This window comes from Alistipes sp. HGB5 (assembly GCF_000183485.2).
GTDB classification, from domain to species: Bacteria; Bacteroidota; Bacteroidia; order Bacteroidales; family Rikenellaceae; genus Alistipes; species Alistipes finegoldii.
The window spans coordinates 26656-51995 of sequence record NZ_AENZ01000023.1 but is presented as its reverse complement, the minus strand read 5'-3'; the positions used below and the strand labels follow the sequence as shown (position 1 = coordinate 51995).

The window sequence follows — 25340 nt, the reverse complement described above, 5'->3', positions numbered from 1 at the left end:
TTTCATCACGATTCTATAAATAAAAATTATTCCGAATAAACAAGATCATCGATACAGAAATACGTCGGAGCCATCTTGTCACTACACTCGACAGAAAAAATTATTTTTGTCACCACTCCCAATTTATCCAGTCCCACGGTATTCCAATCTGCAACGATTTTGTTATTCGCAGCAAGGGGGACATCAACTTTTCCGGTCTGGGTTTCACCGTCGAAGCCAATAATCGACACGCTGTAATCACTATAATCACCCTTAAGGTGGAGATAGGTCCACGTATTATTGGCAACACGAACCGAAACAGGAGAAACAGGCGTCGAAAACTCAACTGCAGGATTAAATGTATATCCGGGGCCCATTCCCTTCATATCGTATGCAACCGCAAATTTATTCTGACCGTCATCGACTGTCGTATAAACACTAAATTGATTATCTGTCCCCTCGGTCACCTTATCATGGCAGCCGGATATGGCAAACTTGCACCAAGTATCCCATACGCCGCCGAAATCTGAAAAATAAGACAGGAAGGAAGCCTTGCCTTCTTTATAAATAACCCCTTCGAACACCAACGAGCCATCCTCATCAGTAGCCAGCTTCTTACCCCACAAGTATCCGTCAGCACCAAGTTCGGCATCACTAAAAGTTATTGTTTCAACATGGGGGGGGGTCGGCGTCTTGTCATCGTCCGAGCAGGCCGCGAACGCAAGCGCCGCAAAAGCGATCAGTAAAAGTTTTTTCATCTTTCGTTTGTTTAAGTTATCTGTATAAAATAAAAAAATCCGGTCCCGAACTCCCGGAATCGAATCCCCGTTTTACACAGCCCGGCGCATACCTATTATATATGCCGCCTTCACAACAAACGTCCGACACCCAGTGCCACCGTCCGAAGCGCTCCGTTCTCCGCAGAGCCTGTCCGAAAATCGAGAATTCTCCCACCGGGAGACGCAAGGCAGGTCTTCTGGCTCGTTCCTGCCGCTACGCCTTCCCGGCCGGAGCCAGTGGCTAAAGAGTGTGCGGCAATTGACGGAACTTACAGCAGCGGGAACTGCTGCCGATTTACACGGCATTCCCATTTAATCACACGGGGCCTTGCCCGGCCCTTTGTGAACCATTGCGGTGCAAAGTTAGGAAATAAATTCGTATCTTTGCCGTCGCTAACAAAAAATTTAAGCAAAGATTATGAAACACGCATACGTATTTCCGGGTCAGGGTGCCCAAGCAGTCGGTATGGGCAAAGACCTTTACGACAACGTACCCGAAGCGAAGGAGCTGTTCGAGAAAGCCAACGAGATTCTCGGTTTCCGCATCACGGACATCATGTTCGCAGGTACGGACGAGGAGCTGAAGCAGACGAAGGTAACGCAGCCTGCCGTATTCCTCCACTCGGTAATCATGGCCAAGGCGCTCGGCGTAAAACCCGATGCGGCTGCAGGACACTCGCTGGGCGAATTCTCGGCGCTGGTCGTCGCCGGAGCGCTCTCGTTCGAAGACGGCCTGAAACTCGTATCGAAACGTGCTCTGGCCATGCAGGCCGCCTGCGAGGCACAGCCCGGCACGATGGCCGCCATCCTCGGTCTGGACGACAAGACCGTCGAGGATATCTGCGCGTCGATCGACGGCGTGGTCGTGGCTGCCAATTACAACTGCCCCGGACAGCTCGTCATCTCAGGCGCCGTAGAGGCTGTTGAAGCCGCCTGCGAGAAAGCCAAAGCCGCAGGCGCCCGCCGCGCACTGCGTCTGCCCGTGGGCGGAGCGTTCCACTCGCCGCTGATGGAGCCCGCCAAGCAGGAGCTGGAGAAGGCGATCAACGAAGCGCCGTTCCAAGCACCCGTCTGCCCCGTATACCAGAACGTGGACGCAAAACCCTATACCGATCCCGCCCAGATCAAAGCGAACCTGATCGCACAGCTGACGGCTCCGGTACGCTGGACCTACATCGTGAAGAACATGCTCGCCGACGGCGTGACGGAGTTCACCGAACTCGGCCCCGGCACTGTACTTCAGGGTCTTATCAAGAAAGTAAACCCCGAAGCAACGGTCGAATCGAAATCGACACTATAAAATAAAAAGGCGCAACGGTAAAAGGAACGGTCTGACAATCAGATCGTTCCTTTTCGTTTAAAAACTTTTGAAACAAAATTTATTAAATTTTATTAAAAACATGTTGCGTTTTTTAAATATACTTATTATATTTGCAAAGGTTTAGTTAAAAATGGGATAGCACGGATGACATCACTCACCGAATTTTTCAACAAACACGAAGACGATACCCTGAAGGGTATTTCACACAAGAACAGTATCATCAAGCGCAACATCATCGCCCACATGGCGGTGAACGGCGAATGCACGCTTTCGGAGCTGACCAAAGAGCTGCATATCAGCGTGCCGACAATCACCAAACTCGTGCAGGAGCTGGTCGATGAGAACATCGTCACGGATCTGGGTAAGGTAGAGACCCCCGGCGGACGCCGTCCCAACATCTTCGGTCTCGCCAACTCGGCTATCTATTTCGCGGGCGTGAACGTCGGACGCGACAACATGACGTTCCTGATCACCGACCTGCAGAACAACATCATCAAGGAGGAGTACGACTACACGTTCGAACTGCTCGACCGTCCGCAGTGCATCGAACGTATCTGCACCAACATCGAAAACTTCATCGCCACCTGCGGCATCGACCGCGGCAAGATTCTGGGACTCGGCGTCTGCATGACGGGCCGCGTGAATCCCGACACGGGCCGCAGCTACAAATACTTCACCACCAGCGAACAGTCGCTGCGCGACCTGCTCGAAGAGCGCGTGGGCATCCGCGTCCTGCTCGAAAACGACACCCGCGCCCGCTGCTACGCGGAGTATACCTGCGGCAAGTCGAAGGACGAGAGCAACGTGCTCTACCTCCACATGGGCCGCGGCGTGGCCATCGGCATCGTCGTGGACGGACAGCTGTACTACGGCAAAAGCGGCTTCGCAGGCGAGTTCGGCCATATTCCGTTCTTCGACAACGAAATCATCTGCTCGTGCGGCAAAAAAGGCTGTCTCGAAACCGAGGTTTCGGGCATCGCCATCGAGGACAAGATGAGCCACCTGATCGAAAGAGGCGTGAACACGATCCTCAAGGAGAAGTACGACAAGCAGAAGAGCATCCATATCGATGACATCATCGCCGCGGCGAAGAACGACGACAACCTTTCGATCGAACTGATCGAAGAGGCGGGCGAAAAGGTCGGCAAGGCCGTCGCCTTCCTCATCAACACGTTCAATCCCGAAACGGTCATCGTCGGCGGCAACATGGCCGCGGCCGGCGACTATATCATGCTGCCCCTCAAATCGGCGACCAACAAATACTCGCTCAACCTCGTCTACAAGGATACCAAATTCCGCGTATCGAAGATGACCGAGAATGCCAACGCTTGGGGCGTGGCGATGCTTATCCGCAACAAGATCATCGGCATCTGATGAACCTCGAAGGCCGGACAACGCGGCTGCGAGCCTTGGAACCGGGCGACATCGACCTGATGTACGCTTGGGAGAACGACACGGCGGTATGGAGCGTCAGCGGCACGCTGGCCCCCTTTTCGCGCCACACGCTCGAACGGTTCATTCAGGAACAGCAGTTCGACATCTTTCAGACCCGCCAGCAGCGGCTCGTCATCGAAACCCTCGGCGGCATCCCCGTCGGGGCGCTCGACTTTTTCGAGCTGGACCCGATCAACCGCCGGGCAGGCATCGGAATCCTGATCCACGACGACGCGCTGCGCGGCAAAGGCTATGCGTCGGATGCCGTGGAGACGGCATGCCGTTACGCCCGCGAGGTGCTGAACCTGCACCAGCTCTGGTGCAACGTCGGTTCCGACAACGCCCCCAGCCGGAGACTCTTCGCCAAAGCGGGATTCGCCGAAGTCGGCATCAAACGCGACTGGCTATGGCGGCCGGGCGGCTACGGCGATGAAATTCTGCTGCAAAAAATCCTCGAATAAACGATCGCAATACAATCCGCCCCATAAACGCTCCACCCATGACAAACACCCGCATCCGGATTTCAGCGCTCCTGCTGGCAATATCGGGCCTGCTGACGCCGCACCCGGCCGCATTCGGCGCAGGCAAAGCACCCAAAATCCATGAACTCACCTTCTCAGGCAAGGCTACTCCCGGACAATACTATGTTCCGGTCTACACCTCGTTCACCGTACCCGAAGGCATCGTAAAGATCAGCGTAACCCAGCATCTCGGTTCGGGCGAAGCGCGTCCGGGCAATCTGGACCTCGGCATCTTCGACGAGCGGGGAGCCGGATTCGAAGGTCCGGGATTCCGCGGCTGGTCGGGAGGCGCACGCCGCAGTTTCGAAATCGGCGAAACGGAGGCCACGCCCGGCTATCTCGCCGGACGGATCAATCGGGGCCGGTGGACCGTCATCCAGATGCCCACGACGGCAGGGCGCACCACCGACTGGACGCTGAAAATCACCCTTACGGAAGGTCCGCGGGCAAAAAAACTCCCCGCGCCGTCGTACGCGGCTCCGCAATTGAACGACAAACCCGGCTGGTACCGCATCGCACCCCATGTACATACGGTCCACTCGGACGGACGGCTGACGCCGGCCGAAGTCATCGCGCTCGGCAAGGCTTCGGGACTCGACGGCATCGTTTCGACCGACCACAACACCACCTCGGCCCTCCTGCACTGGGGCGAAGTTCAGGACCCGGAATTCCTCGTGATCAACGGCATGGAAGTCACCTACGGTCAGGGACACTGGAACATCTTCGGTCTCGACCCGCACGCATGGATCGACTTCCGGATTCACCACAACGACACGCTCCGCTACCGCAAGGCCGTGGCCAAAGCCCGAAAGGCCGGACGGCTGCTGGTCGCCAACCACCCCTACAACCTCGACTTCCTGTACGACGTAACCCCGATGGACGGCATCGAGGTCTGGAACAGCGCATGGAGTCCCGCCAACGAACGGGCCGTAGAATTATGGCATACCCTGCTCGTGGGCGGCAACCGCAAATTCGCCGTCGCTTCGACCGACTTCCATCGCGGCGGCAACATCGCCTCGCCCCACACGGTCGTCCGCGCCGAAGCGCTTTCCGCCGAGGCGGTCATCGACGCGATCGCCGCAGGCCGCAGCTACATGGCGCGGGACACCTCGGTCGAGATCGGCATGCAGGTCCGCAATTCGGCGACGCCCGTACAGCATGCCGACATCGGCGACACCCTGCTCCGCAGCGGCAAGATGCAGGCCGAGTTCCGGAGCAACACCGCCGGCCGGCTGCGGCTTACGGACCAGCAGGGATGGTTCTCCGACACTTCGATCGCGCCGGGCACCGTCGTCGTCTCCATTCCAGAGCGTTCGCTCTGGGTCCGGGCCGAACTCCGCGCCGAGGACGGCAGCATGATCGCCCTGACCAACCCCATTTATATCCAGCATCCGCTGACCACGCAGTCCCTGCTGCCCGAATAAAACGATCGTAACGACATAAAAAGGCCCCATCTTCGGATGGGGCCTTTGCTTGATAGGTTTCGGGGAGTTACTCCAACCGACGCGAGCCGTCGGAGATCACCACCTCATAGACTTTGGGTTCATGGCCGTACTTGGCGTTGAACTTCTCTTTGGCCGTAGCGATGAAGTTGTCGTAAAGCCCGTCTTTCACGAGATTGATCGTGCAGCCGCCGAAGCCGCCGCCCATGATACGCGAACCCGTGACGCCGCACGCCTCGGCGACCTCCGCCAAGAAGTCCAGCTCCTCGCACGATACCTCGTAGTCCTTCGACATGCCCCAGTGGGTTTCGTACATGCGTTTGCCGACAGTTTCGTAATCGCCCTTTTCGAGCGCTTCGCAAACGTCGAGCACGCGCTTCTCCTCGCCGATCACATAGCGGGCGCGCTTGTAATCCTCCTCGGAAATCTTATCCTTAATGGCGTCGAGCTGCTCCATCGTAGCACCGCGCAGGAACTCCAGTCCGAGCATCTTGGCGACGCGCTCGCACGACGCGCGGCGGTCGTTGTAGGGCGACCCCACCAGCTCGTGCTTCACGCGCGAATCGAGCAGGACGAGTTTGTAGCCTTTCGGATCGAACGGGAAATAGGCATATTCCAGCGAGCGGCAGTCCAGACGGATCAGGTTGCCCTTCTTGCCGAACACCGAAGCGAACTGGTCCATGATACCGCAGTTCACGCCGCAGTAATTGTGTTCGGTGGACTGACCGATCTTCGCCAGCTCGAATTTGTCGATTCCGCAGCTGTAGAGATCGTTCAGCGCAAAAGCGTAAGTCGATTCGAGCGCCGCCGACGAAGACATGCCGGCACCCAGCGGAACGTCTCCTGCGAATACCGTGTCGAAGCCGCCGATCTTGCCGCCGCGCTTCTGAATCTCGCGGCAGACGCCGAAGATATAGCAGGCCCAGCTCTGGGCGGGTTTGTCCGCCTCGTTCAGTCCGAACTCCGCACTTTCGCCGAGGTCCAGCGCATAGGCGCGTACCTTGTCCGTGCCGTTGAGCTTGATGGCCGCGACGATACCCTTATCGACGGCGCCGGGGAAAACGAAGCCCCCGTTGTAATCCGTGTGTTCGCCGATCAGGTTGATACGACCCGGCGAAGCGAAGAGAATAGCTCCGGAGCCGTAAAGCTCTCCGAACTTCTTACTGACTTTTTCGTTCATTGGTTATTGAAGTTTTTTAAGTTAATAAATCGTCTCTGCATCATACGAAGATAGAAAAAAATCCTGAATTCCCAGCATTTTCCGGCCGAAAAATCCATCTATTCGTCATTTTCACTTTCGTTTCAAAACGCACCGAAAGAGACCAAAGCGGCCGATCATTGCGAAAAATTACGCTTTGCAGGGCTTTCAGCTTGTTATTCCGGAAATGTTTTCTAACTTTGTAAAAGTTTCGTTTTATAAGCACTCAACCAACATTTCAAACGATATGACAAAAAAACTCATCCTTGCTGCCGCCATGCTCCTCACCGGAAGCATCGCGGTCGCCGCACAACCCAAAGTAATTTCGCACCGCGGCTACTGGACCGCCCCCAATTCGGCCCAGAACTCACTGGCTTCGTTCACGAAGGCCGATTCGGTCGGCGTTTTCGGCTCGGAAATCGACATATGGCTCACGGCCGACGACAAGCTGATCGTCAACCACGACCGCGTCTACAAAGGCACCGACATCAATATGGAGAAATCGACGCTCAAGGAGATCACCTCGATCGTGCTCCCCAACGGCGAGAACATTCCGACGCTCGACGCCTACCTGCGTTTGGTAGCCACCAAGCCCAATACGCGCCTGATCCTCGAAATGAAGTCGCTTTCGGACCTCAAGCGCGAGGATCTCGCAGCCGAAAAGATCGTCAAGGCCCTGCGCAAATACAACCTGCTCGACCGCACGGACATCATCGCCTTCTCAATCAATGCCTGTCTTGCGTTCAAGAAGCTGATGCCCGACGGCCGCATCTTCTACCTCAACGGCGATCTGGCTCCCCGCAGCATCAAAAAACTCGGCCTGACCGGTATCGACTACTCGATGAGCGTGCTCCGCAAAAATCCCAAGTGGGTGGAGCAGGCCCACAAAGAGGGCCTCGAAGTCAATGTCTGGACTGTGGACACGGAGGAGGACATGCGCTACTTCATCGACCTCGGCGTGGACTACATCACCACCGACTATCCCGAACGCCTGCAGGCGCTGCTGAAATAACAATTGTGGCCTTATATATAACAGGAGCGGTCCGGGAAAACCGGACCGCTCCTGTTTTACGAGCCAACTTCCAGCCCGTCCGCCTTATTCGGCATTCCGCTTCAACCATTCCATTCGCCGCATATCGGGCAGATGTTTTACAGAAAAGTTTTCGAACTTCGCTTCGAATCCCTCTCCATCGGGACTGGCAGCCATAAGCCCCACCATAACCGGGGTGTTGTCCTGCAGCCATGCATTTCGCATCATCACATACTCCTTATCGTCGAACGAATAGAATATCTCCACGGCATCGAGCCGCCGTACGGCCTTGATCCACACAAACGGAACCGCTCCATCCTGCGGAATGATGCTCCAATCGCTGGTTCCATGAGTCACGACAGTACTGAGGTTGAATTTTCCGTCAACGAATTCGACGCCCGCCTTAATATAATTCCCGGCATCGATGCGCAGCATCAGTCCCGCTTGATCGAAACGGGTTTTGTAATCACCCGTCACTTTCACTTTCGCTTCGAACTCCCCGCCGTAGGTCGCATAACAGAACGGAGCGTCGTCAACCGTGAAACCGTAATGTGAAACCCGCCAGTAGTCGCAATGCGGCGGAACCTGCATCGTAAGAATTCCGTCCTCGGCCGTCCACCGTTCCGGCTCGTTGAACCATTGAATCTTTTCAAGACTCTGGGCGCATGTGACTTCTGCAACCGCCAAAGCCAAGCAAGCCAAAAGTATTTTCCTCATATGTTCGGATTTTTTGATGATTAAATTACCTTTGCAAAGGTACGGCATCCCAACGACCGGAGCAATACTGATTAGTAACCATTCCCAAACTATGAATATCGTAAGCACACTGAACGAAAAACTGCTACGTCAGAATTTCGACGACGAACACTCCGAAGCCCTCCTATGGGAGGAGTGCAGGCAGACGGCACTTGCATACGTGCGGACGGAAAACGCATTGGCCGTGTTGAGTGACCTGCAATCGAATACGAGCCGTATTTACAACGGCAGAACCGCGGTCCGGCTGGGGCTAGCCGAACACACTACCGAAGAAACGATTGCTTCGATCTGGGAAGAAAAAATCTTCGACCGAATACATCCCGACGACCTGCTGGAAAAACACACGCAGGAACTCCGCTTTTTCGGATTCCTGCAAGAAATCCCGATTGCGGAGCGAGTCAACTACTATGTCTCCGGGCAAATTCGCATGCGTGATGCAACAGACATCTACGTCCCGATCCGCCACCGCATGTTCTACATCGGCAGCACCCCGAACGGCAGCCTGCGCATGGCGCTCTGTCTCTACGACTCGGTCTGCACGGTTCAGCCGGATTACACGTTCGTCAATTCTGCCACGGGCGAAATAATATCACCCGAAACACGCCGGTCCGACAACCTGCTGTCGGACCGGGAGAAGGAGGTCCTGCAATTAATCAGTGCCGGCAAAATGAGCAAAGAGATAGCCATACTGCTCTCCATCAGCATCCATACCGTCAACCGCCACCGCCAGAACATCCTGAGCAAACTGAAGGCCGACACTTCGATCGAAGCATGCCGAATCGCCGAATATATGCACCTTATCTCCTGAAACTCCATCAAGCGTTCTTCAAACACAACAAAAAACAACCGTGAAAATCACGGTTGTTTTTTGTTTTAACGAATCATACGATCATGGAAAAGTTGCCGAAAGGCTCGTCACGCATCGACCACGATCACCTCGATTCCGCGCTCGCGGAGCCGTTCGAGGTAAAGGGGCTGAATGCCGCTGTCGGTGATGATGCGATCTACGGCCTCCAGATCGCAGATCTTGCTGAAGCCGCGACGGCCGAACTTCGAACTGTCGGCCAGCACGATCACTTTCTGGGCGGCGTTCATCATCGCCCCGTTGAGCGTCGCTTCGAGCATGTTGGTCGTCGTAAGGCCGAATTCCAGATCGATGCCGTCCACGCCCACGAACAGCTTGCTGCAATTGAAGTGGCGGAGCATCTGCTCGGCGAAAGGCCCTACGACCGACACCGAACTGCTGCGGGTGATGCCGCCGAGCTGAATCACGTCGATGTTGGCGTCCTGCGAAAGGATCGAAGTGACGGGCACCGCCGCCGTAATGACGGTCAGATGGCCTACGGGCTTTATTTCGCGCGCCAGAAACGCCATGGTGGTTCCCGACGCGATGATGATCGAATCGTCCTGCGCGATCAGGCTGGCGGCCTTGGCGCCGATGGCCCGCTTCTCCGCGACGTTCTTTTTTTCCTTCTCATTGACATGGCGGTCGCTAATATAGGGACTGATCAGAATCGCACTGCCGTGAGTTCGGTACAATTTTTTCTGTTGTTCGAGATAGGAGAGGTCTTTGCGGATGGTGACCTCCGAGACCTTGAACAGTTCGGCCAGTTGGGCCACGGAGATGGAGCCGTTCTGCTGAAGCAGCGCAAGAATCCGGTTATGACGTTCCGGAAGGCTCAAAATAGTCTCTTCGCCGGATTTGTTCATGTGAGTAAAGTTTAATCGTTTCGTAATGCAAGATAAGAAAAATAATTCGAAATCCGCCGGAACGGGCAGAAGAAATAACCATTCTTGCGCAAAGGAAGCATATCGAAACGGAATATTATGAAATAAAACATATTTTATTTTGAAATACAAAAAATCATATGTAATTTTGTTGCGAAACGAAATTCACTAACTATGGAAAGACTTGCACAAATCAAAAAACTATCCGAAAAAGACAAAGTTTGGGATATCGTCGTGGTCGGCGGAGGCGCAACGGGTCTCGGCGTCGCCGTCGATGCCGCGACGCGCGGCATGAGCGTGGCGCTGCTCGAAAAAACCGACTTTGCGAAATGCACTTCGAGCCGCAGTACCAAGCTCGTACACGGCGGCGTCCGCTACCTGCAGAAGGGCGACGTCATGCTGGTGCTCGAAGCGCTGCGCGAACGCGGCCGCATGAAGGCGAACGCCCCCCATCTGGTGAAAGACCAAGCCTTCGTGATCTCGAACTACAGGTATTGGGATAATTTTCTTTATTTCTGCGGTCTGACCTTCTACGACATGCTTTCGTTCGGTTTCGGCTACGGACGTTCGAAATACATTTCGGCGAAAAAGGTAATGAAATACATCCCGACTTCGGTCGAGAAGGGACTGAAAGGCGGCGTGGTGTACCACGACGGACAGTTCGACGACTCGCGTATGGCCGTGAACCTCGCGCAGACCTGCGTCGAAAACGGCGGCACGGTCGTCAATCAGGCTACCGTCACGGGCATCGTGCATGACGCGGCGGGCCGCGCCGCAGGCGTGAAGTTCGTGGACAACCTCACCGGCGAGGAGCACACGCTCAAAGCGCGCAGCGTCGTAAACGCCGCCGGCTGCTTCGTGGACGACATCATGCACATGGACAGCCCGACACACCGCAGAATGGTGACGCCGAGTCAGGGCGTGCATATCGTACTCGACATGAAGTTCCTGCAGAGCGACTACGCAATCATGGTTCCCAAGACCTCGGACGGCCGCGTGCTGTTCGCCGTGCCTTGGCACGACAAAGTCGTCGTCGGCACCACGGACATCGTGCGTCCCAAGGCAGAGGAAGACCCGCGCCCGCTCAAGGAGGAGATCGACTTCATCCTCGGCACGGCGGGACTCTACATGAACCCGGCTCCGACCTACAAGGATATTCTTTCGGTCTTCGCGGGCCAGCGTCCGCTGGCGGCGCCCAAGAAGGAGGGCAAGAACACGAAGGAGATTTCGCGCAGCCACAAGATCATCGTATCGGACAACGGTCTGGTTACGATCACGGGCGGCAAGTGGACCTCGTACCGTCTGATGGCCGAGGACACGGTGGACAAGGCGATCGAAGTCGCGAAACTTCCGGCCCGCAAGTGCGTCACCAAGAAACTGCACATCCACGGTTACCGCAAGAATCCCGATCTGACGGACCACATGTACGTATACGGCAGCGACGAGCCGAAGATTCTGGAGCTTATCAAGCAGCAGCCTGAATTGGGCGAAAAACTCTCGCCGAAGTACGGCTACACCTATGCCGAAGTACTCTGGGCCGTGCGCGAAGAGATGGCCATGACGGTCGAAGACGTGCTTTCGCGCCGCGTACGCCTGCTCTTCGTCGACGCCCGCGAAGCGATGGCCGCGGCTCCGAAGGTGGCTCAGCTCATGGCCAAGGAACTCGGACGCGATCAGGCATGGATCGACGGGCAGGTAAAAGATTTCACGGAATTGGCGAAAACTTATATCTTTGCAGGAGAAGCCGAGGCTTAGACCGAACGAACGAAACAACTTTTATAGGGAACAAATCCGAAGAATCCCGAATTTCTCCTCTCCGCGAGGAGGGATTCGGGAGGATTTGGAAAATGACCGGGCGTAGCCGAACGCCCCGACGCGGGTCCGACGCAGGGACGCACGTCGCCATGAATGAACCAATACCAACTTCAACTCAATCGGGTTCCTGCGTCGAGCCCCACGTCAATTATGTGGAAAATTCTTCAACCCCCTGCCTATAAACCGGAAATGGAGGCCGACAAGGTCGATGCGAAATACAAACGCATGCGTCTGCAGGTGTTTCTCGGCATCTTCATCGGGTACGCCGGATTCTACATCGTCCGGAAAAATTTCTCGATGGCGATCCCGGAGCTCGCCCTGCTCGGCTTTGACCAGAGCGAACTGAGCATCGTGCTGGCAATGAACGCCGTGTCCTACGCCCTGTCCAAATTCCTGATGGGAAGTGTCTCCGACCGCAGCAACGCGCGCGTATTCCTGCCGCTGGGACTGGTGCTGGCCGCCCTGTCGATGATGTTCATGATCGTTCCGGTTACGCTGCTCGGCCCGGAGCACAAGCGGCTGGCCATTTTCATCATGGCGGTCCTGAACTTCCTCGTGGGCTGGTTCAACGGAATGGGCTGGCCTCCGTGCGGCCGCGTCATGACCCACTGGTTCTCGATCAAGGAGCGCGGCACGAAGATGTCGATCTGGAACTGCGCCCACAACGTGGGCGGGGCTTTGGTCGGCCCGATGGCCGTCTACGGCGCCATCTGGTTCGGCTCATGGTTCTGCGGCAGCCACACAGAACTCTATTTCCTGATAGGAACCTATCTTTTCCCGGCGGTCGTCGCGATCTTCATCGCCATCCTCGCCTACGTGCTCATCCGCGACACGCCGCAGTCGTGCAGCCTTCCCTCGGTGGAGAAATGGCGCAACGACTACCCGAAAAATTACAGCGCCAAGCAGGAGGAAGTGCTCACGACCCGCGAAATCTTCTTCAAATACGTCCTGAACAACAAACTGCTGTGGTTCATCGCCATCGCCAACGCTTTCGTCTACATGGTACGCTACGGATGTCTCGACTGGGCCCCGACCTACCTCCGCGACGCGCAGGGTTACGACATCAAGCAGGCCGGCTGGGCCTACTTCGCCTACGAGTTCGCCGCCATTCCCGGCACGCTGATCTGCGGCTGGCTGAGCGACAAGGTATTCCACGGACGGCGCGCCGTTCCCACGATCCTCTTCATGGCGATCGTCGCGGTATTCATCTTCCTCTACTGGCAGTTCTCGTCGAACTATTTCATCGTCACCATGTCGCTGATCGCCATCGGATTTTTCATCTACGGTCCGGTAATGCTCATCGGCGTGCAGGCGCTCGACCTCGCTCCGAAAAACGCGGCGGGAACGGCCGCCGGACTGACCGGATTCTTCGGTTACTTCCTCGGCACGGCCATTCTGGCCAATATCGTGATCGGCTCCGTGGCCGAAGCCGCAGGCTGGGACTGGACGTTTATCCTGCTCATCGCGGCCTGCTTCCTCTCGATCGTATTCATGGCGTTCACCTACAAGGGTGAAAAGGAGATACTCGGCCAGAAATAGGACTGCCGAGGCTCAACGGATTGCGAAAGCCCTTAACTCACGGTTAAGGGCTTTTTCATTGCCCCCGACCATGCGGTCCACGAGCGCATGGAAACGCGGCGAATGGTTGTGGTGGACGGTATGGCAGAGTTCGTGGACGATCACGTAATCGCGCAGGTGTTCGGGCAGGGTCATCAGAAAAAGGCTCAGCGAAATGGTATTACGCCCCGAACAACTCCCCCACTTGGTACGCGAAGCCCGAATCGTGAGTTTGGCGTATTTCAGCCCCGTCAGCTGCGACAGCCGCTCGATACGCGCCGGGAGATCGGCTTTGGCGGCGCGGCGCAGCTCTTCGATGCGGGCTTTGGCCTCGGCGGGCGGAAGCGGGGGTTCCACAGGCATCCGGGCCGCCATACGCACGCGGGCCTGCTCGACCCAGTCGGCCTTCAGGTCGAGGAACTCCATGGCCCTGCGGACCGAAACGCCGTACGGAAAAGAGACCCGCACGGCCCCCGTACCGCGCACGCTGATCGAGATACGGCGTGCGCGCCGCGTCCGGGAAAGAGTCACCTCGCCCAGCCGGGGATGCGTCACGGTCGAAATCATCGCATCAGCACGGCATTGATCGACAGTCCCTGTATTACAACGGCCGAATCCGTACGTTCCAACTTGATATTCTCGAACAGAATCCGGCAACGGTCGTCGCGGTAGTCCAGCAGCCGCAACAGTTGATCGGACGTCGGCTCACACCCTTCGGAGGGTTCGAATCCGCTCTCTTTCAGCTGGCGTTCGAGCAGTTCCCGGCAGGGAATCCGGTGCACGGCACGCTCCTCGCCCAGAAACAGCCGGAGCGTATCACCACCGAAATGATAGCTGCTGTCACTCCAGCCCCGGAGATTCATATAGTAATGCGGATATTCGGCATTTACCTCGAACCGGGCATTGACGGGCGCTTCCAGTTCGATGATATTATTGACGCAATATGAATTGCAGTAATCGCAACCCCACCTCACGTAGCTGCGCATCCGCTCCGGGAATATTGCGGCAAACTCGTCAAGTTCGGTCCCGAACCGGGCAAAGACCGCAGTATCGCGCCTCTCGACGAACTTCAGCGATTCATAAAGTCCGTGATACGCCTCCCGATATACGCTGTCGGCCGGCGGCACGGGGGTCAGGATCAAACGCCCGTCGTTGCCGAGCCGTCCGAGGGATTCGGCGATGCGGACGGCGCGGCCGACCTGCGAGCGCACGGCCAGCCGTTCGGGTTCGAGCGACGGCACGTAAGCGAACGCCGCGAAGACCGCGAAAGCCGTCAGGCAGACATACATATAGCGTCCCGCGCGCCGGGAGAGGAACAGCACCACGCAAAGGGTCATCAGACCGCCGCAGACAAGCAGGTAGATACGCGGCGAGGTAAGCCCGTATTCGCTCGTACGGCGAATCGCACCGACCCAGAACAGAAGCTGCGTCGGCAGCGAGATCAGGCTGAACCGGTCGAAAAACCAGTCGTAAAGCCGCTTCCGCATCAGGAACTGCAGCGCCTTCACGGCCAGCGCGAAAAGCGTGAATCCGAACACGAGATAGGCGACGCCCCCTTCGGGCAGCGACCACGTAACGAGGATTTTGGCCATGTAGAGGTAGAGAATGGCCGTATAGATCAGCAGCGCCGGAGCGACGATGTAGTTGAGCAGGATTTCGAGAATGCGGTTGCTCTCATACCCGGCTTCCCGCCAGCGGTCCGCCATCATCAGGAAGAGTACCGGCACGGCGAAGGTCTCGAAAACGATCAGCGCATAGGTCCACACATGGTCGATCCACGCCCCCTCCAGCCCGAAGATATAGGTCGTGGAGAAGAGAATCGCCCCGAACAGTCCGAGGGCGACATTGGCGAAGAACACCGCCAGCACGCCCGACCGCAGCCACAAAAGCGCGTCGCAGACGAAACGTTCGTTGTGCACGGCGCGGCGGCACATCAGCAGCGCCAGCGGGACCAGTATGCCGAAGGTCAGGAAAGCCGGCTCCGAGACTATCCACGCTTCGAGTCCTCCCCAGAGCGACAGCGGGACGATCGGCGTCCAGCTTACCCAGTAGACGCGCCGCCACGGGCCGCGGCCCGCAAGGTTATTGACGACCAGCGCGACGGCGAAAAACAACGCCGCGAGGGCCAGTTTCGGAAGGGAGTGGTCCCAATCCAACTCATAGGTGAGCAGGCATCCGGCGCAGGCGTATACAGTAAGCGCACTCTCGACGGGATGCAGGCGCAGCATCTGCAGAAACCCCTCGCGGAGCCAGCGCAGGTAACGTTCCAGTTTCGCTTTCATGGTCTTCGGTCAATTATACGGTTCGATGAATTATTCGGCGATTCGCTGGCGCACCGCTTCGAACAGCATCACGGCGGCGGCCGCCGAGACGTTCAGCGACTCGATATGTCCGATCAGCGGAATCGCCAGCTGCTCGTCGCAGAGTTTCAGCACCTCTTTCGAGATGCCCGTATCCTCGGCGCCCATCACCAAAGCCGTCGGCTTGCGGAAATCGGCGTCGTAAAGCAGTTTGCGGCTCTTCTCGGTCGCGGCGACGATCTGGAATCCCTCGGTTTGCAGCAGTTTGACCGTATTGCGGATCGAACCCACGCGACAGACCGGAATCGCCGTCAGCGCCCCCGCCGACGAGCGGATCGCCTCGGCGTTCACCGGCGCCGAATTCTTCAGCGGCGTAATCAGCCCGTGCGCCCCGGCGCACTCGGCCGAGCGGGCGATGGCTCCGAAGTTGCGGACGTCGGTCACCCCGTCGAAAATCACCACCAGCGGCGTTTCGTCTTCGGGCACGCGCTCCAGAATATCGGCCAGCCCGACATATTCGATGGCCGAGATCTGCGCCACGACGCCCTGATGGTTGCCGCGCGTCAGGCGGTTGAGTTTCTCGACCGGCACCTCCTGCACACGCACCTTATGCCGGAAGCAGAGGTCTCTCAACTCCGACATCAACTGCCCCTCGGCGCCCTTGCGGATGTAGAGCTTTTCGATCTGTTTTCCGGCCTCGATCGCTTCGGCCACGGGACGTATCCCGAAAATGATATTGTCCATATCCGTATGATTTACTGTTTTCCAATCGCCTATCCCGCACACCGGAGATGCGGCCGAGCAGGCTATCCCTGCTCTTCGACTATTTCAAGTTCGTACGACGCCTTCTCCCACTCGTGCATCTGGTGGTCGTAGCGGGCTTTCAGGTCGTTGTAAGCCTTGTAGTCGGCTTCGTTGTATTCGGTCGCGGCGGCGAATTTCGCATCATACGCCGCGATCTGCTTCTCGATTTCGGCCAGCTCCGCTTCGACCGTCTCGACCGCCCGGCGCAGTTTGCGGAGCTGCTTCTCCTGCTCCTTGCGCTGCTCGTAGGTCAGTTTCCCCGACGCCGCGGCGTCCCTGTTCGCAGCGGGCTGCGCGGCGGATTTCGCCGCGGGATTCGCCGCGGGATTCGCCGCCGGTTTTGCCGGAGCGTCGCGGCGTTCGATCTCCTGCAGGGATTCCAGCTTGCGCTTTTCAAGGAAGTAATAGATACCGCCGAGGTACTCCTTCACCCCGCCGTCGCGGAACTCGTAGACCTTCTGCACCATGCCATCCAGAAATTCACGGTCGTGCGAAACGACCACGACCGTGCCGTCGTACTTCATGATGGCACTCTTCAGGATGTCCTTCGAACGCATGTCCATATGGTTCGTCGGCTCGTCGAGAATCAGCAGGTTGCGCGGTTCGAGCATCATGCGGGCCATCGCCAGACGCGCCCGCTCGCCGCCCGACAGAACCTTGACCTTCTTGTCGATGTCTTCGCCGCGGAACAGGAACGCACCCAGAATATCGCGCAGGCGGGTGCGGATATCCCCCACCGCCACCCGGTCGAGCGTATCGTACACCGTGAATTCGCCGTCCATCAGGTCGTCCTGATTCTGGGCGTAGTAACCGATATTGACGTTGGCGCCGAGCCGCACCGAACCCTCGGTCGGCGTCAGCTGGCCGATCAGCATGCGCGCCAGCGTGGTCTTGCCCTCGCCGTTGCGCCCTACCAGCGCGATCTTGTCGCCCTTTTCGATGATGAAATTCGCACCGCTGAAGACATGCTTCGTCCCGAACGACATGCCGGCCTCGTTGATCTCGGCCACGATCTGTCCCGAACGGGGCGCAGGCGGGAATTTGATGTTGAGCGTCGAAAGATCCTCCTCCTCGATTTCGAGCCGCTCCAGCCGCTCCAGCTGCTTGATGCGCGACTGCACCTGATTCGATTTGGTGGGTTTATAGCGGAACTTCTCGATGAACTCTTCGGTCTTCTCGATCATCCGCTGCTGGTTTTCGTAAGCGGCCATCTGCTGCGCCCGGCGTTCGGCGCGCAGCACGACGTATTTCGAATAGGAGACCTTGTAATCGGTCACCTTGCCCAGCGACAGCTCGACCGTGCGGTTGGTCACGTTGTCCAGAAAAGCGCGGTCGTGCGAGATGAGCAGCACCGCCCCGTTGTAGTTTTTCAGGTACTCCTCCAGCCATTGGATCGACTCGATGTCAAGGTGGTTGGTCGGCTCGTCCAGCAGAAAGATCGAAGGACGGCGCAGCAGCAGTTTCGCCAGCTCGATACGCATGCGCCAGCCGCCCGAAAACTCGCTCGTGGCGCGGCCGAAATCCGTGCGCTTGAATCCGAGGCCCAGCAGCGTCTTTTCGATGTCGGCTTCGCGGGTGTCGCCTCCGAGGATATGGTAGTGGTCCTGCGCGTCGTTCAGACGATGCAGAAGCTGTTCGTATCCGGCGCTTTCGTAATCGGTGCGTTCGGCGATCTCGCGCGTCAGAGAGGCGATTTCCGCCTCCAGCCGCAGCACCTCATCGAAGGCTTTGGCCGTCTCTTCGGCCAGCGTCGTGGTGTCGGCCACGCGCATCGTCTGCGGCAGATAGCCGATCGTACATTCGCCGTTCAGGGTCACATGGCCCGACGTGGGCTGCTGTTCGCCCGTGATGATGCGCAGCAGCGTGGTTTTTCCCGCACCGTTGCGGCCCACCAGACCGATGCGGTCCTTCGGGTTGATCAGAAATGAGATATTGTCGAAGAGGGTCCAGCCCCCGTAGCTTACAGTAAGGTTGTCTAACGAAATCATGGCATCTGTAAAATCACCGCAAAGTTAATGATTTAATCCGACATATCGCTATCTTTGCAAGTCCTAAGATAGGATACTCCCCGGAGAAGCCCGAAATAAATTCCGCCTTGTCTCCCGGTTTTCGCTATCTTTGAAATCCGAAACGAAGTCTGTCATGGAAAAATTGATCCGATACCTGCGCTTCATCCGCGAAGCCGAGCGGCTGAAAAACGTACTGCGCACCGCCTACACCTCGGAAGGACGGCACGAAAGCACCGCCGAACACTCGTGGCGGCTGGCGCTGCTGGCCGCCGTGCTGACCGGCGAGCGGCCCGAACTGGACATGCAACGGGTGGTGCTGATGTGTCTGATTCACGATCTGGGCGAAGCCTTCGACGGCGACGTTCCGGCCATTGCGCAGACCGCGCCCGGAGTCAAAGCCGCCTCGGAGCTGGCGGCCATGGAGCGGCTGACACGACTGCTCCCGCCGGAAGCGGGAGCCACGATACGGGAAATATGGGAAGAGTACGAAGCCTGCCAGACGCCGGAGGCACGCTGGGTGAAGGCCCTCGACAAGGCCGAAACGATCATCCAGCACAATCAGGGCGCCAATCCCGCCGGATTCGATTACGCATTCAACCTCACCTACGGAAGCGAATACTTCGACGACGGAGCGCTGCTAAGCGATCTGCGGCTGCTACTCGACGAAGAGACCGGACGGCACGTCAGGCGTTGAGCATCTTCACGATCTCGGCCTGCGGGTCCTCGGCCCCGAACACGGCGTTGCCGGCCACCAGCACGTCGGCGCCCGCTCCGAAAACCTCGTGCGCGTTGTGCGACGAAATGCCGCCGTCCACCTCGATGATCGTCTCCGTCCCCAGCTCGTCGGCCAATGCGCGCAGCTGCGCGATCTTTTCGAGCGACGCGGGAATGAACGCCTGCCCGCCGAAACCGGGTTCGACGCTCATGATCAGCACCAGATCGATCTGCGGCAGAATGTCGCGCAACACCTCGACCGAAGTGGCCGGCTTGATCGACACCCCCACCTTTGCACCCGCGTTGCGGATCATTTCGATACATCCCTTGGGGTTGTAGGTGGCTTCGTAATGGAACGTCACCACGTCGGCGCCCGCCTCGGCGAAGCGCGCCACGTAACGTTCCGGCTCGACGATCATCAGATGCACGTCGAGACACTTCGCCGTCGCCTTGCGAATGGCTTTCAGCACGGGAAATCCGAAAGAGATATTCGGCACGAAAACACCGTCCATCACGTCTATATGGACCCATTCGGCCGCACTGCGGTCGATCATCTGCGTATCGCGCTCCAAATGGCCGAAATCGGCCGACAGCATCGAAGGTGCTACTATTCTGTTCATTGCTCGGTTAATATCGTGTTCTACAGACAAAGATAGTCATTTTTCGCGGATTCCCGCACTCCGGAGCGGGATTGCGCCGCGGAATATACAATTCGGCAGGCTCTGCGGCCATGCGTTTCCGGACAAACCGCCCGGACTGCCGCGCCTCAGCGCCTCACCCGATTCAGGCCGTCGATTTTCCGGCGGATCGCCGCCCCGTTGAACAACGAAAGCAACAGCGCAAGCGCAACGCCGCACAAAACCGTAAGCCCCAATCCCGCAGGCCGGTAATCCTCCTGCAGGGCGGCCAGCGAGGGCAAATAGCAGAGACGCACCAGCCACACCGCCAGCAGAGCCACGCACAGCACGCCCAGATTCAATCCGAGCGTCAGCAGCTGATAGGGCCGCGCCACACGGGAGGGGGCATATCCCAGCAGGAGCAGGTTCTCCATTTTGCCGCTGTTCTTCTGCAACAGCAGGAAGATACTCAGCATCAGGATATAGAACGACATCGCACTGAACACCAGTCCCACGCCGGCCACGCCGCCCGCGGCGATCCGCAGGAAGCGGGCCGCCCTGCCGTCGTCCCGGCGGTCCCCCTCGGCTTCATAGCCCTTGCGGGCGAGGTAATCCGTCACGGCCGCATCGACCGGACGGTCGGTCTCGACGATAATCCGCGCCGGCTGTTTCGCGGCTCCGCTCCCGAAGCGCCCGTTCGACCAGCGGATGAACGCATCGGGCACCAGAATCGTATTCAAACGGTTGGACAACCCGACGATCCGCCCGCGGAACTGCTCCCGATGTCCGTTACCCGCAATCTCGATGCCGAGTGAGACCCGGCGGAAGATGCCTTCCGATATCTGCGGCAGTCCCTGCGACCGGGCGAATCCGTAATTATAGAGGTTCAGGTAGTTGCGCGGAATGATGATGGGGATGTCCCTGTCCCCGGCCTTGTAATCCCAATTTTCGGCCCCGACGTCGAGGAAGCGGTCGGGCACCGACTCGAAAAACAGGTAGGTCGAAAGCTCCACGCCGCCCATGCCGACCGTTCCCTTTATCCGGTAATCGGCAGGCGTGAAGGCCCCGGCTTCGCGCACGAAGGGCTGCGCCCGCAGGTCGGCCAGCTCTTCGGCCGTAAAGTCGCTGCTGCCCAGTCCGATCGCCTGAAGCGCCCCGACCTGCTTCGACAGCACCAGATAATCGCCCCGCATGAACGAATCGGGCCGGTCGAAAACCGGCAGGACGTCGCGGTATGCCTGCAAAGCCGTCAGCACGATCGCCATGCCGACCAATCCGGCGAGAGTGAATCCGACGGTCTGGGCCATGCTCAGATGACAGCGCAGCAATTTCCAAAGCAACCTCATAACGTAAAGATTTTATGGTACGGCAGCCGGAGCCGACTGCCGACCGAGGTGACGATCACTCCCGCTCCCTGCGCCTGCGCGCCCTCCAGCAGCAACGCCGAGAGCACCTCCCCGTTGGCGGCGTCGAGATGGCTCACCGGCTCGTCGAGCAGGATGAAATCGAAGGGCTGGCACAAACAGCGGATGAATGCGACGCGCTGCTGCTGCCCGAACGAGAGCTTCCCGGCCGGAGTATCCCGCTTGCCGGCGATCCCCGCAGCTTCGAGCAGGCGCTCGATCCGGTCCGGTGTCAAAAAGTGGGTAAGTTCGTTCTTCAGCGCGAGATTCTCCGCCACGGTCAGCTCCCCGAACAGACGCAGGTCCTGAAAGAGCATGCTCAGCGACCGGCGGCGCAGTTCGCCCCACTGCGCCACGGAAAGCGTCCGGCAGTCCGCAGCGTCGAACAGGATGCGGCCCGCATAGTCGGTTCTGGCCCCGTACAGAAAACTGCACAACGAAGACTTTCCGGTTCCCGAAGCGGCTTCGACCAGATAATACTCCCCCTTGCGGAATGTCACGTCATGCAGCCACAAGTCCGATTTCGGCGGCTCCGGATTGCCCGCAAAGGCGTCAGGCAGCACCTGCTGCAAAGTAATCGACTCCATACATCATCTGTTTCAGGAAAAGCGGCCGTTCTTCGAGGACGGCCGCTTTTCTCTGTTTCCACGGATATTACAAATTCGCTTCCGGCACGTACTGACGAATCAGCTCGCCGGTCTTGCCGCAAATGGTCTTGAACGAGTTCTGCTCCTTGTCCACCATGTTTACGATCATCGTGCCGCCCTTCATCGTACCATAGGCTTCCATGTCGTCGAACATGCCGAGCACGGAGAGCGCCGCTTCCGCCTGCGGAGTGACATTGCCGCCGAGCAGTTGGGCGATCATCGCGTTCAGCCCCTCGAAATCGAGGTAGAAGGTCGAGGACTGACCTTTGAAAATCTTATCCATCGACTCCATCGACGCGATTTCGCCGCCGTCGAGCGCCATCTTCACGACCGCGTCGGTCGTGCAGTAGAGCACGTCGCCCTTCACGCCGAACAGGATCGTCACGCCGCCCATGTTCAACGTGTATTCACCCTCGGCGGTCTGCTGAACCGGCATGCCGGCCAAGTTGGTGACGATCGTCTGCAGCACGGCAGGATCTTTCACCTGCGCCAGCATCGACGCCACGGGATATTTGCCGTCGATGCCCATTCCTGAGAAGGAAAGCAGGAAGTCGCCGTCGAAGGGTTCCATCACCTGCTTGACCATCGGATTTGCCATCAGCATGCCGTAACCGGGCATCGCCGAAAGCATCGAATAGAGCTTTTCGCCGTTGAGTCCCAGCGACATCGCGCCGATCGAAGCGGCCGGCACATAGCGCAGCAGCGCTCCGGTCTGGGGCTTGACATAGGCATAGAAATCCATCATCTTGGCTTCGCTCTCCTTGTCCTTGTACGACACGGCGGCCTCCGTAACGATCCGGCCCTTCTCGAAATTGACCGAACCGACCATCGTCGCCCCCTTCAGCGCATCCATCATGGGCATCGAGCTGAGCATCGGATTGTTCATCATGGGGAGTATCTCACCGTACGAAAGCACCATGTTGACGTCGTTCTTCCGGGCGAGCTGCTCCGCAACGGCCTTGTCGCCCATCAGGCTCTCGCCGCTCTTCTGGGCGAACAGCTTGCGCACGTCGCCGGCCAGATCGTCAACGCCGTTCTGCACGAAATAGACCATGAACGCGATGTCGTTGTAGGCGCACAAAACGCCGGCATCGCCCTCTTTACCCAGATCGACGACCGAAACGCCGCCCTTGGTTTCGGGCGTGACACCGCTCTTTTCGTTGATCCGCGCAAGCAGAGCGTCGAATTTGGCCTTGTCGCCGATCGGCAGCAGCAGACCGCCCCGCATAACGGGAGCATCGACAGTGCCTTCCATCGCCGCAAAGAAGAAAAAATCCTTTTTCACGTCGATACCCGATTCGCCCGGATTCTTCAGCAAGGCGAGCAGGTACTCCTTCTCCTCGGCGGAGAGGTTCTGGTCTTTATCCAGTTCGGCCTTGATCCGGACATAAAGCGGATGCTGGTCCAAATCGCCGGCTTCGCACTTCTGCATCAGCGATGCGGGATTGACCGACACGGTCATAAACGAGTCTGCGGGCAGGATGCTGCGGTAATCCGCGCTGCCGCCGCAGGAAACAATCAGCATGGACGCCGCCGCAAGGCAGGCCAGCTTCAAAGGTCGTAAGAAATTCTTCATATGCTTCAAATTTAAAATGAATCCGATTAAGGAACAAAACTATAAAAAATCGGCAAACCGCACGCTGTTTCAGGCAAATAAATTCGCATTCGGCGCCAAAATATTCCGCATGCGCCCCGAACGGCTCGTTTTCCGGGAATAAATTGCTATTTTTGCATGGAATAGATTACCGCACAAGCCATGACCCCGACCTCGCTTTTCATACTGACAACCTGCTGCCTGACAGCCATCCTCGCCATCGTCCTGCTGCTCTGGCATCGGGAATCCCGCCGTCTCGGCGCGTCGAACGCCGACGCCGAAGCGCGCGAACGCGACGCCGCCGCCCGTCTTTCGGCCGCCGAAGCCCGGCTGGCCGCAGCCGAGCAGGCCGTGTCGGCCGAAAGGGAGCTTCGCCAGCGGTACGAAGCGCAGGCACAAGCACTGACCGAACAGCGGACCCGCACCGAAGCGGAGCTGGCGGCGCTCCGGGCCTCGTCCGAGACGGAACTCGCGTCGCTGCGGGCGAAAAACGCCGAGGAGCGTGCGGCCGAGAAGGCCGAGCGCGAAAAGCTGGAGGAGACCTTCCGGGCGCAGTTCAAAAACCTCGCGACCGAAATTCTGGGCGAACACTCGGTGCGCTTCCGCCAAACCAGTCAGGAGCAGATCGACAGTCTGCTGAAACCCTTCCGCGACAACATCACCGACTTCCGCAAGCGGGTCGAAGAGATCTACACCACGCAGACCTCGCAGCGGGGCGAGCTGAAAGCCGAGCTGAAAAACCTCATGGAGCTGAACCGCCGCATCACGGCCGAGACGACCAACCTCACCAACGCGCTGAAAGGCAACTCGAAGGTGCAGGGCGACTGGGGCGAGATGCTGCTCGAAACCATCCTCGACAGCTCGGCACTCATCAAAGGCATACATTACCAGACCCAATACAACATCAAGGACGAGGAGGGCCGCAACCTGCGCCCCGACGTAGTGCTGCACCTGCCCGAAAAGAAGGACATCGTCATCGACTCGAAGGTTTCGCTCACAGCGTTCGTCGGCTACACCTCGGCCGAAAGCGAGGAGGAGCGCCGCCGTCACCTCGCGGCGCACGTGGCCTCGGTGCGCCAGCACGTCGCCGAGCTGGGCCGCAAGGAGTACCAGCGGCGGCTCAACTCGCCCGACTTCGTCATCATGTTCGTACCCAACGAACCGGCATTCCTCGCCGCCCTGCAGAACGATCCGGCGATCTGGGCGGACGCCTACGACCGGAAAGTCATCGTCTCCTCGCCGACGAACCTGTTCGCCCTGCTCAAGCTGGTGGCCGACCTCTGGAAATACAACGATCAGGACAAGAACACCAAGGAGATCGCCGCCTGCGGACTGAAACTCTACGAACAGCTGGTAGCCTTCACCTCTTCGCTCGAAGGGGTCGGCACCGCGCTCGACAAGGCCCGCGACGCATACGAAGACGCCCACAAGCGGCTTTGCACGGGCAACGACAACATCGTCCGCGTCGGGGAACGGCTGCGCAAAACGGCGAGCCTGCAAACCAAGAAACGCCATTCGGCCCGCACGCTCGAAATCGCCGGAGCCGACGAAGACCCGGCAGCCCTCTCCGCAACGGAATCCGCGGCGGAAACTGCTGCAAAATCCGCGGCGAAAGCCGCTGCGACCGATACGACGGCGCAATAGCCCTCCGGCAAAACTTGCTTTCCGAAACCAATAATTTTCGTTTCGAAA

Annotated in this window: 22 protein-coding genes and 1 riboswitch; of the genes, 10 read left to right on the top strand and 12 right to left on the bottom strand. The window is 58.2% G+C overall.

Annotation, left to right across the window (positions count from 1 at the left end):
• Positions 1-26: 26 nt before the first annotated feature.
• Positions 27-737, bottom strand: coding sequence for a DUF4465 domain-containing protein (locus HMPREF9720_RS04215; protein ID WP_009596984.1), 711 nt, complete (start codon positions 735-737; stop codon positions 27-29).
• A 191-nt stretch (positions 738-928) separates the two neighbouring features.
• Positions 929-1126: riboswitch (cobalamin riboswitch) on the bottom strand.
• 50 nt (positions 1127-1176) lie between these two features.
• Between HMPREF9720_RS04215 and fabD the strand changes: the two genes are divergently transcribed.
• From fabD to HMPREF9720_RS14780, 4 genes are all read left to right on the top strand, one after another.
• The gene (fabD, locus tag HMPREF9720_RS04210; protein ID WP_009596955.1) at positions 1177-2058 is read left to right on the top strand and encodes an ACP S-malonyltransferase; all 882 of its coding nucleotides are present in this window, start codon (positions 1177-1179) and stop codon (positions 2056-2058) included.
• 165 nt (positions 2059-2223) lie between these two features.
• Positions 2224-3453 carry an ROK family transcriptional regulator gene (locus tag HMPREF9720_RS04205; protein ID WP_009596990.1) on the top strand — a complete coding sequence of 410 codons (1230 nt, stop codon included), beginning with the start codon at positions 2224-2226 and terminating at the stop codon, positions 3451-3453.
• A complete protein-coding gene (locus HMPREF9720_RS04200) occupies positions 3453-3974 on the top strand; it encodes a GNAT family N-acetyltransferase (RefSeq protein ID WP_009596967.1) in 522 nt (173 codons plus the stop codon). The genes HMPREF9720_RS04205 and HMPREF9720_RS04200 overlap by 1 nt, the downstream gene beginning before the upstream one ends.
• A gap of 38 nt (positions 3975-4012) precedes the next feature.
• Complete coding sequence (locus HMPREF9720_RS14780; protein ID WP_009596969.1) at positions 4013-5458, top strand: CehA/McbA family metallohydrolase; 1446 nt, start codon at positions 4013-4015, stop codon at positions 5456-5458.
• 67 nt (positions 5459-5525) lie between these two features.
• Here HMPREF9720_RS14780 and galK read toward each other — a convergent pair whose 3' ends face one another.
• A complete protein-coding gene (gene galK, locus HMPREF9720_RS04190) occupies positions 5526-6656 on the bottom strand; it encodes a galactokinase (RefSeq protein ID WP_009596961.1) in 1131 nt (376 codons plus the stop codon).
• 265 nt (positions 6657-6921) lie between these two features.
• On the opposite strand from galK, the gene HMPREF9720_RS04185 reads away from it, so the two are divergent.
• Positions 6922-7686: a glycerophosphodiester phosphodiesterase family protein gene (locus HMPREF9720_RS04185; protein WP_009596957.1), complete on the top strand. Its 765-nt coding sequence runs from the start codon at positions 6922-6924 to the stop codon at positions 7684-7686.
• Positions 7687-7770: 84 nt separating this feature from the next.
• On the opposite strand, the gene HMPREF9720_RS04180 is transcribed toward HMPREF9720_RS04185, so the two are convergent.
• Entirely contained in the window at positions 7771-8421 is a 651-nt protein-coding gene (locus HMPREF9720_RS04180) for a DUF1349 domain-containing protein (protein WP_009596988.1), read from the bottom strand.
• Positions 8422-8512: 91 nt separating this feature from the next.
• Between HMPREF9720_RS04180 and HMPREF9720_RS04175 the strand changes: the two genes are divergently transcribed.
• A complete protein-coding gene (locus tag HMPREF9720_RS04175; RefSeq protein ID WP_009596947.1) occupies positions 8513-9268 on the top strand; it encodes a response regulator transcription factor in 756 nt (251 codons plus the stop codon).
• A gap of 107 nt (positions 9269-9375) precedes the next feature.
• Here HMPREF9720_RS04175 and HMPREF9720_RS04170 read toward each other — a convergent pair whose 3' ends face one another.
• Positions 9376-10170: a DeoR/GlpR family DNA-binding transcription regulator gene (locus tag HMPREF9720_RS04170; protein WP_009596954.1), complete on the bottom strand. Its 795-nt coding sequence runs from the start codon at positions 10168-10170 to the stop codon at positions 9376-9378.
• A 192-nt stretch (positions 10171-10362) separates the two neighbouring features.
• On the opposite strand from HMPREF9720_RS04170, the gene HMPREF9720_RS04165 reads away from it, so the two are divergent.
• Both HMPREF9720_RS04165 and pgtP read left to right on the top strand, forming a co-directional pair.
• On the top strand, positions 10363-11943 hold the full coding sequence (locus tag HMPREF9720_RS04165; RefSeq protein ID WP_009596940.1) for a glycerol-3-phosphate dehydrogenase/oxidase: 1581 nt from the start codon (positions 10363-10365) through the stop codon (positions 11941-11943).
• 210 nt (positions 11944-12153) lie between these two features.
• Positions 12154-13542: a phosphoglycerate transporter protein PgtP gene (gene pgtP, locus HMPREF9720_RS04160; protein WP_039939796.1), complete on the top strand. Its 1389-nt coding sequence runs from the start codon at positions 12154-12156 to the stop codon at positions 13540-13542.
• A gap of 12 nt (positions 13543-13554) precedes the next feature.
• Here pgtP and HMPREF9720_RS04155 read toward each other — a convergent pair whose 3' ends face one another.
• The 4 genes from HMPREF9720_RS04155 to abc-f form a co-directional block, all read right to left on the bottom strand.
• On the bottom strand, positions 13555-14127 hold the full coding sequence (locus HMPREF9720_RS04155; protein ID WP_009596985.1) for a M48 family metallopeptidase: 573 nt from the start codon (positions 14125-14127) through the stop codon (positions 13555-13557).
• Entirely contained in the window at positions 14124-15842 is a 1719-nt protein-coding gene (locus tag HMPREF9720_RS04150; RefSeq protein ID WP_009596986.1) for a DUF4153 domain-containing protein, read from the bottom strand. The genes HMPREF9720_RS04155 and HMPREF9720_RS04150 overlap by 4 nt, the downstream gene beginning before the upstream one ends.
• Positions 15843-15872: 30 nt before the next feature.
• Positions 15873-16604 carry a 23S rRNA (guanosine(2251)-2'-O)-methyltransferase RlmB gene (gene rlmB / locus HMPREF9720_RS04145; protein WP_009596975.1) on the bottom strand — a complete coding sequence of 244 codons (732 nt, stop codon included), beginning with the start codon at positions 16602-16604 and terminating at the stop codon, positions 15873-15875.
• A gap of 62 nt (positions 16605-16666) precedes the next feature.
• A complete protein-coding gene (gene abc-f, locus HMPREF9720_RS04140; protein ID WP_009596936.1) occupies positions 16667-18652 on the bottom strand; it encodes a ribosomal protection-like ABC-F family protein in 1986 nt (661 codons plus the stop codon).
• 154 nt (positions 18653-18806) lie between these two features.
• Here abc-f and HMPREF9720_RS04135 point away from each other — a divergent pair, with 154 nt between their 5' ends.
• Positions 18807-19367, top strand: a complete 561-nt coding sequence (locus tag HMPREF9720_RS04135; RefSeq protein WP_009596952.1) for an HD domain-containing protein — start codon at positions 18807-18809, stop codon at positions 19365-19367.
• Here the strand turns inward: HMPREF9720_RS04135 and rpe are convergent.
• The 4 genes from rpe to HMPREF9720_RS04115 form a co-directional block, all read right to left on the bottom strand.
• Positions 19357-20007: a ribulose-phosphate 3-epimerase gene (rpe, locus tag HMPREF9720_RS04130; protein ID WP_009596956.1), complete on the bottom strand. Its 651-nt coding sequence runs from the start codon at positions 20005-20007 to the stop codon at positions 19357-19359. The two genes, HMPREF9720_RS04135 and rpe, sit on opposite strands and share 11 nt — an antisense overlap.
• A gap of 146 nt (positions 20008-20153) precedes the next feature.
• Entirely contained in the window at positions 20154-21350 is a 1197-nt protein-coding gene (locus HMPREF9720_RS04125) for a hypothetical protein (protein WP_009596962.1), read from the bottom strand.
• Positions 21347-21994 carry an ATP-binding cassette domain-containing protein gene (locus HMPREF9720_RS04120; protein WP_009596981.1) on the bottom strand — a complete coding sequence of 216 codons (648 nt, stop codon included), beginning with the start codon at positions 21992-21994 and terminating at the stop codon, positions 21347-21349. Before HMPREF9720_RS04120 ends, HMPREF9720_RS04125 begins: the two co-directional genes overlap by 4 nt.
• A gap of 67 nt (positions 21995-22061) precedes the next feature.
• Positions 22062-23630 (bottom strand): DUF4836 family protein, encoded by a 1569-nt coding sequence (locus tag HMPREF9720_RS04115; protein ID WP_009596966.1) that lies wholly within the window; start codon positions 23628-23630, stop codon positions 22062-22064.
• 180 nt (positions 23631-23810) lie between these two features.
• Here HMPREF9720_RS04115 and HMPREF9720_RS04110 point away from each other — a divergent pair, with 180 nt between their 5' ends.
• Positions 23811-25292 (top strand): DNA recombination protein RmuC, encoded by a 1482-nt coding sequence (locus HMPREF9720_RS04110; protein ID WP_009596980.1) that lies wholly within the window; start codon positions 23811-23813, stop codon positions 25290-25292.
• Positions 25293-25340: the final 48 nt, after the last annotated feature.

Coding starts and splice junctions, on each gene's coding strand:
- HMPREF9720_RS04205 (WP_009596990.1), top strand. CDS start 2,224: ATGACATCACTCACCGAATTTTTCAACAAACACGAAGACGATACCCTG.
- fabD (WP_009596955.1), top strand. CDS start 1,177: ATGAAACACGCATACGTATTTCCGGGTCAGGGTGCCCAAGCAGTCGGT.
- galK (WP_009596961.1), bottom strand. CDS start 6,656: ATGAACGAAAAAGTCAGTAAGAAGTTCGGAGAGCTTTACGGCTCCGGA.
- pgtP (WP_039939796.1), top strand. CDS start 12,154: ATGTGGAAAATTCTTCAACCCCCTGCCTATAAACCGGAAATGGAGGCC.
- HMPREF9720_RS04215 (WP_009596984.1), bottom strand. CDS start 737: ATGAAAAAACTTTTACTGATCGCTTTTGCGGCGCTTGCGTTCGCGGCC.
- abc-f (WP_009596936.1), bottom strand. CDS start 18,652: ATGATTTCGTTAGACAACCTTACTGTAAGCTACGGGGGCTGGACCCTC.
- HMPREF9720_RS04185 (WP_009596957.1), top strand. CDS start 6,922: ATGACAAAAAAACTCATCCTTGCTGCCGCCATGCTCCTCACCGGAAGC.
- HMPREF9720_RS04135 (WP_009596952.1), top strand. CDS start 18,807: ATGGAAAAATTGATCCGATACCTGCGCTTCATCCGCGAAGCCGAGCGG.
- HMPREF9720_RS04170 (WP_009596954.1), bottom strand. CDS start 10,170: ATGAACAAATCCGGCGAAGAGACTATTTTGAGCCTTCCGGAACGTCAT.
- HMPREF9720_RS04200 (WP_009596967.1), top strand. CDS start 3,453: ATGAACCTCGAAGGCCGGACAACGCGGCTGCGAGCCTTGGAACCGGGC.
- HMPREF9720_RS04165 (WP_009596940.1), top strand. CDS start 10,363: ATGGAAAGACTTGCACAAATCAAAAAACTATCCGAAAAAGACAAAGTT.
- HMPREF9720_RS04110 (WP_009596980.1), top strand. CDS start 23,811: ATGACCCCGACCTCGCTTTTCATACTGACAACCTGCTGCCTGACAGCC.
- HMPREF9720_RS14780 (WP_009596969.1), top strand. CDS start 4,013: ATGACAAACACCCGCATCCGGATTTCAGCGCTCCTGCTGGCAATATCG.
- HMPREF9720_RS04155 (WP_009596985.1), bottom strand. CDS start 14,127: ATGATTTCGACCGTGACGCATCCCCGGCTGGGCGAGGTGACTCTTTCC.
- HMPREF9720_RS04175 (WP_009596947.1), top strand. CDS start 8,513: ATGAATATCGTAAGCACACTGAACGAAAAACTGCTACGTCAGAATTTC.
- HMPREF9720_RS04150 (WP_009596986.1), bottom strand. CDS start 15,842: ATGAAAGCGAAACTGGAACGTTACCTGCGCTGGCTCCGCGAGGGGTTT.
- HMPREF9720_RS04180 (WP_009596988.1), bottom strand. CDS start 8,421: ATGAGGAAAATACTTTTGGCTTGCTTGGCTTTGGCGGTTGCAGAAGTC.
- HMPREF9720_RS04125 (WP_009596962.1), bottom strand. CDS start 21,350: ATGAGGTTGCTTTGGAAATTGCTGCGCTGTCATCTGAGCATGGCCCAG.
- rpe (WP_009596956.1), bottom strand. CDS start 20,007: ATGAACAGAATAGTAGCACCTTCGATGCTGTCGGCCGATTTCGGCCAT.
- HMPREF9720_RS04115 (WP_009596966.1), bottom strand. CDS start 23,630: ATGAAGAATTTCTTACGACCTTTGAAGCTGGCCTGCCTTGCGGCGGCG.
- rlmB (WP_009596975.1), bottom strand. CDS start 16,604: ATGGACAATATCATTTTCGGGATACGTCCCGTGGCCGAAGCGATCGAG.
- HMPREF9720_RS04120 (WP_009596981.1), bottom strand. CDS start 21,994: ATGGAGTCGATTACTTTGCAGCAGGTGCTGCCTGACGCCTTTGCGGGC.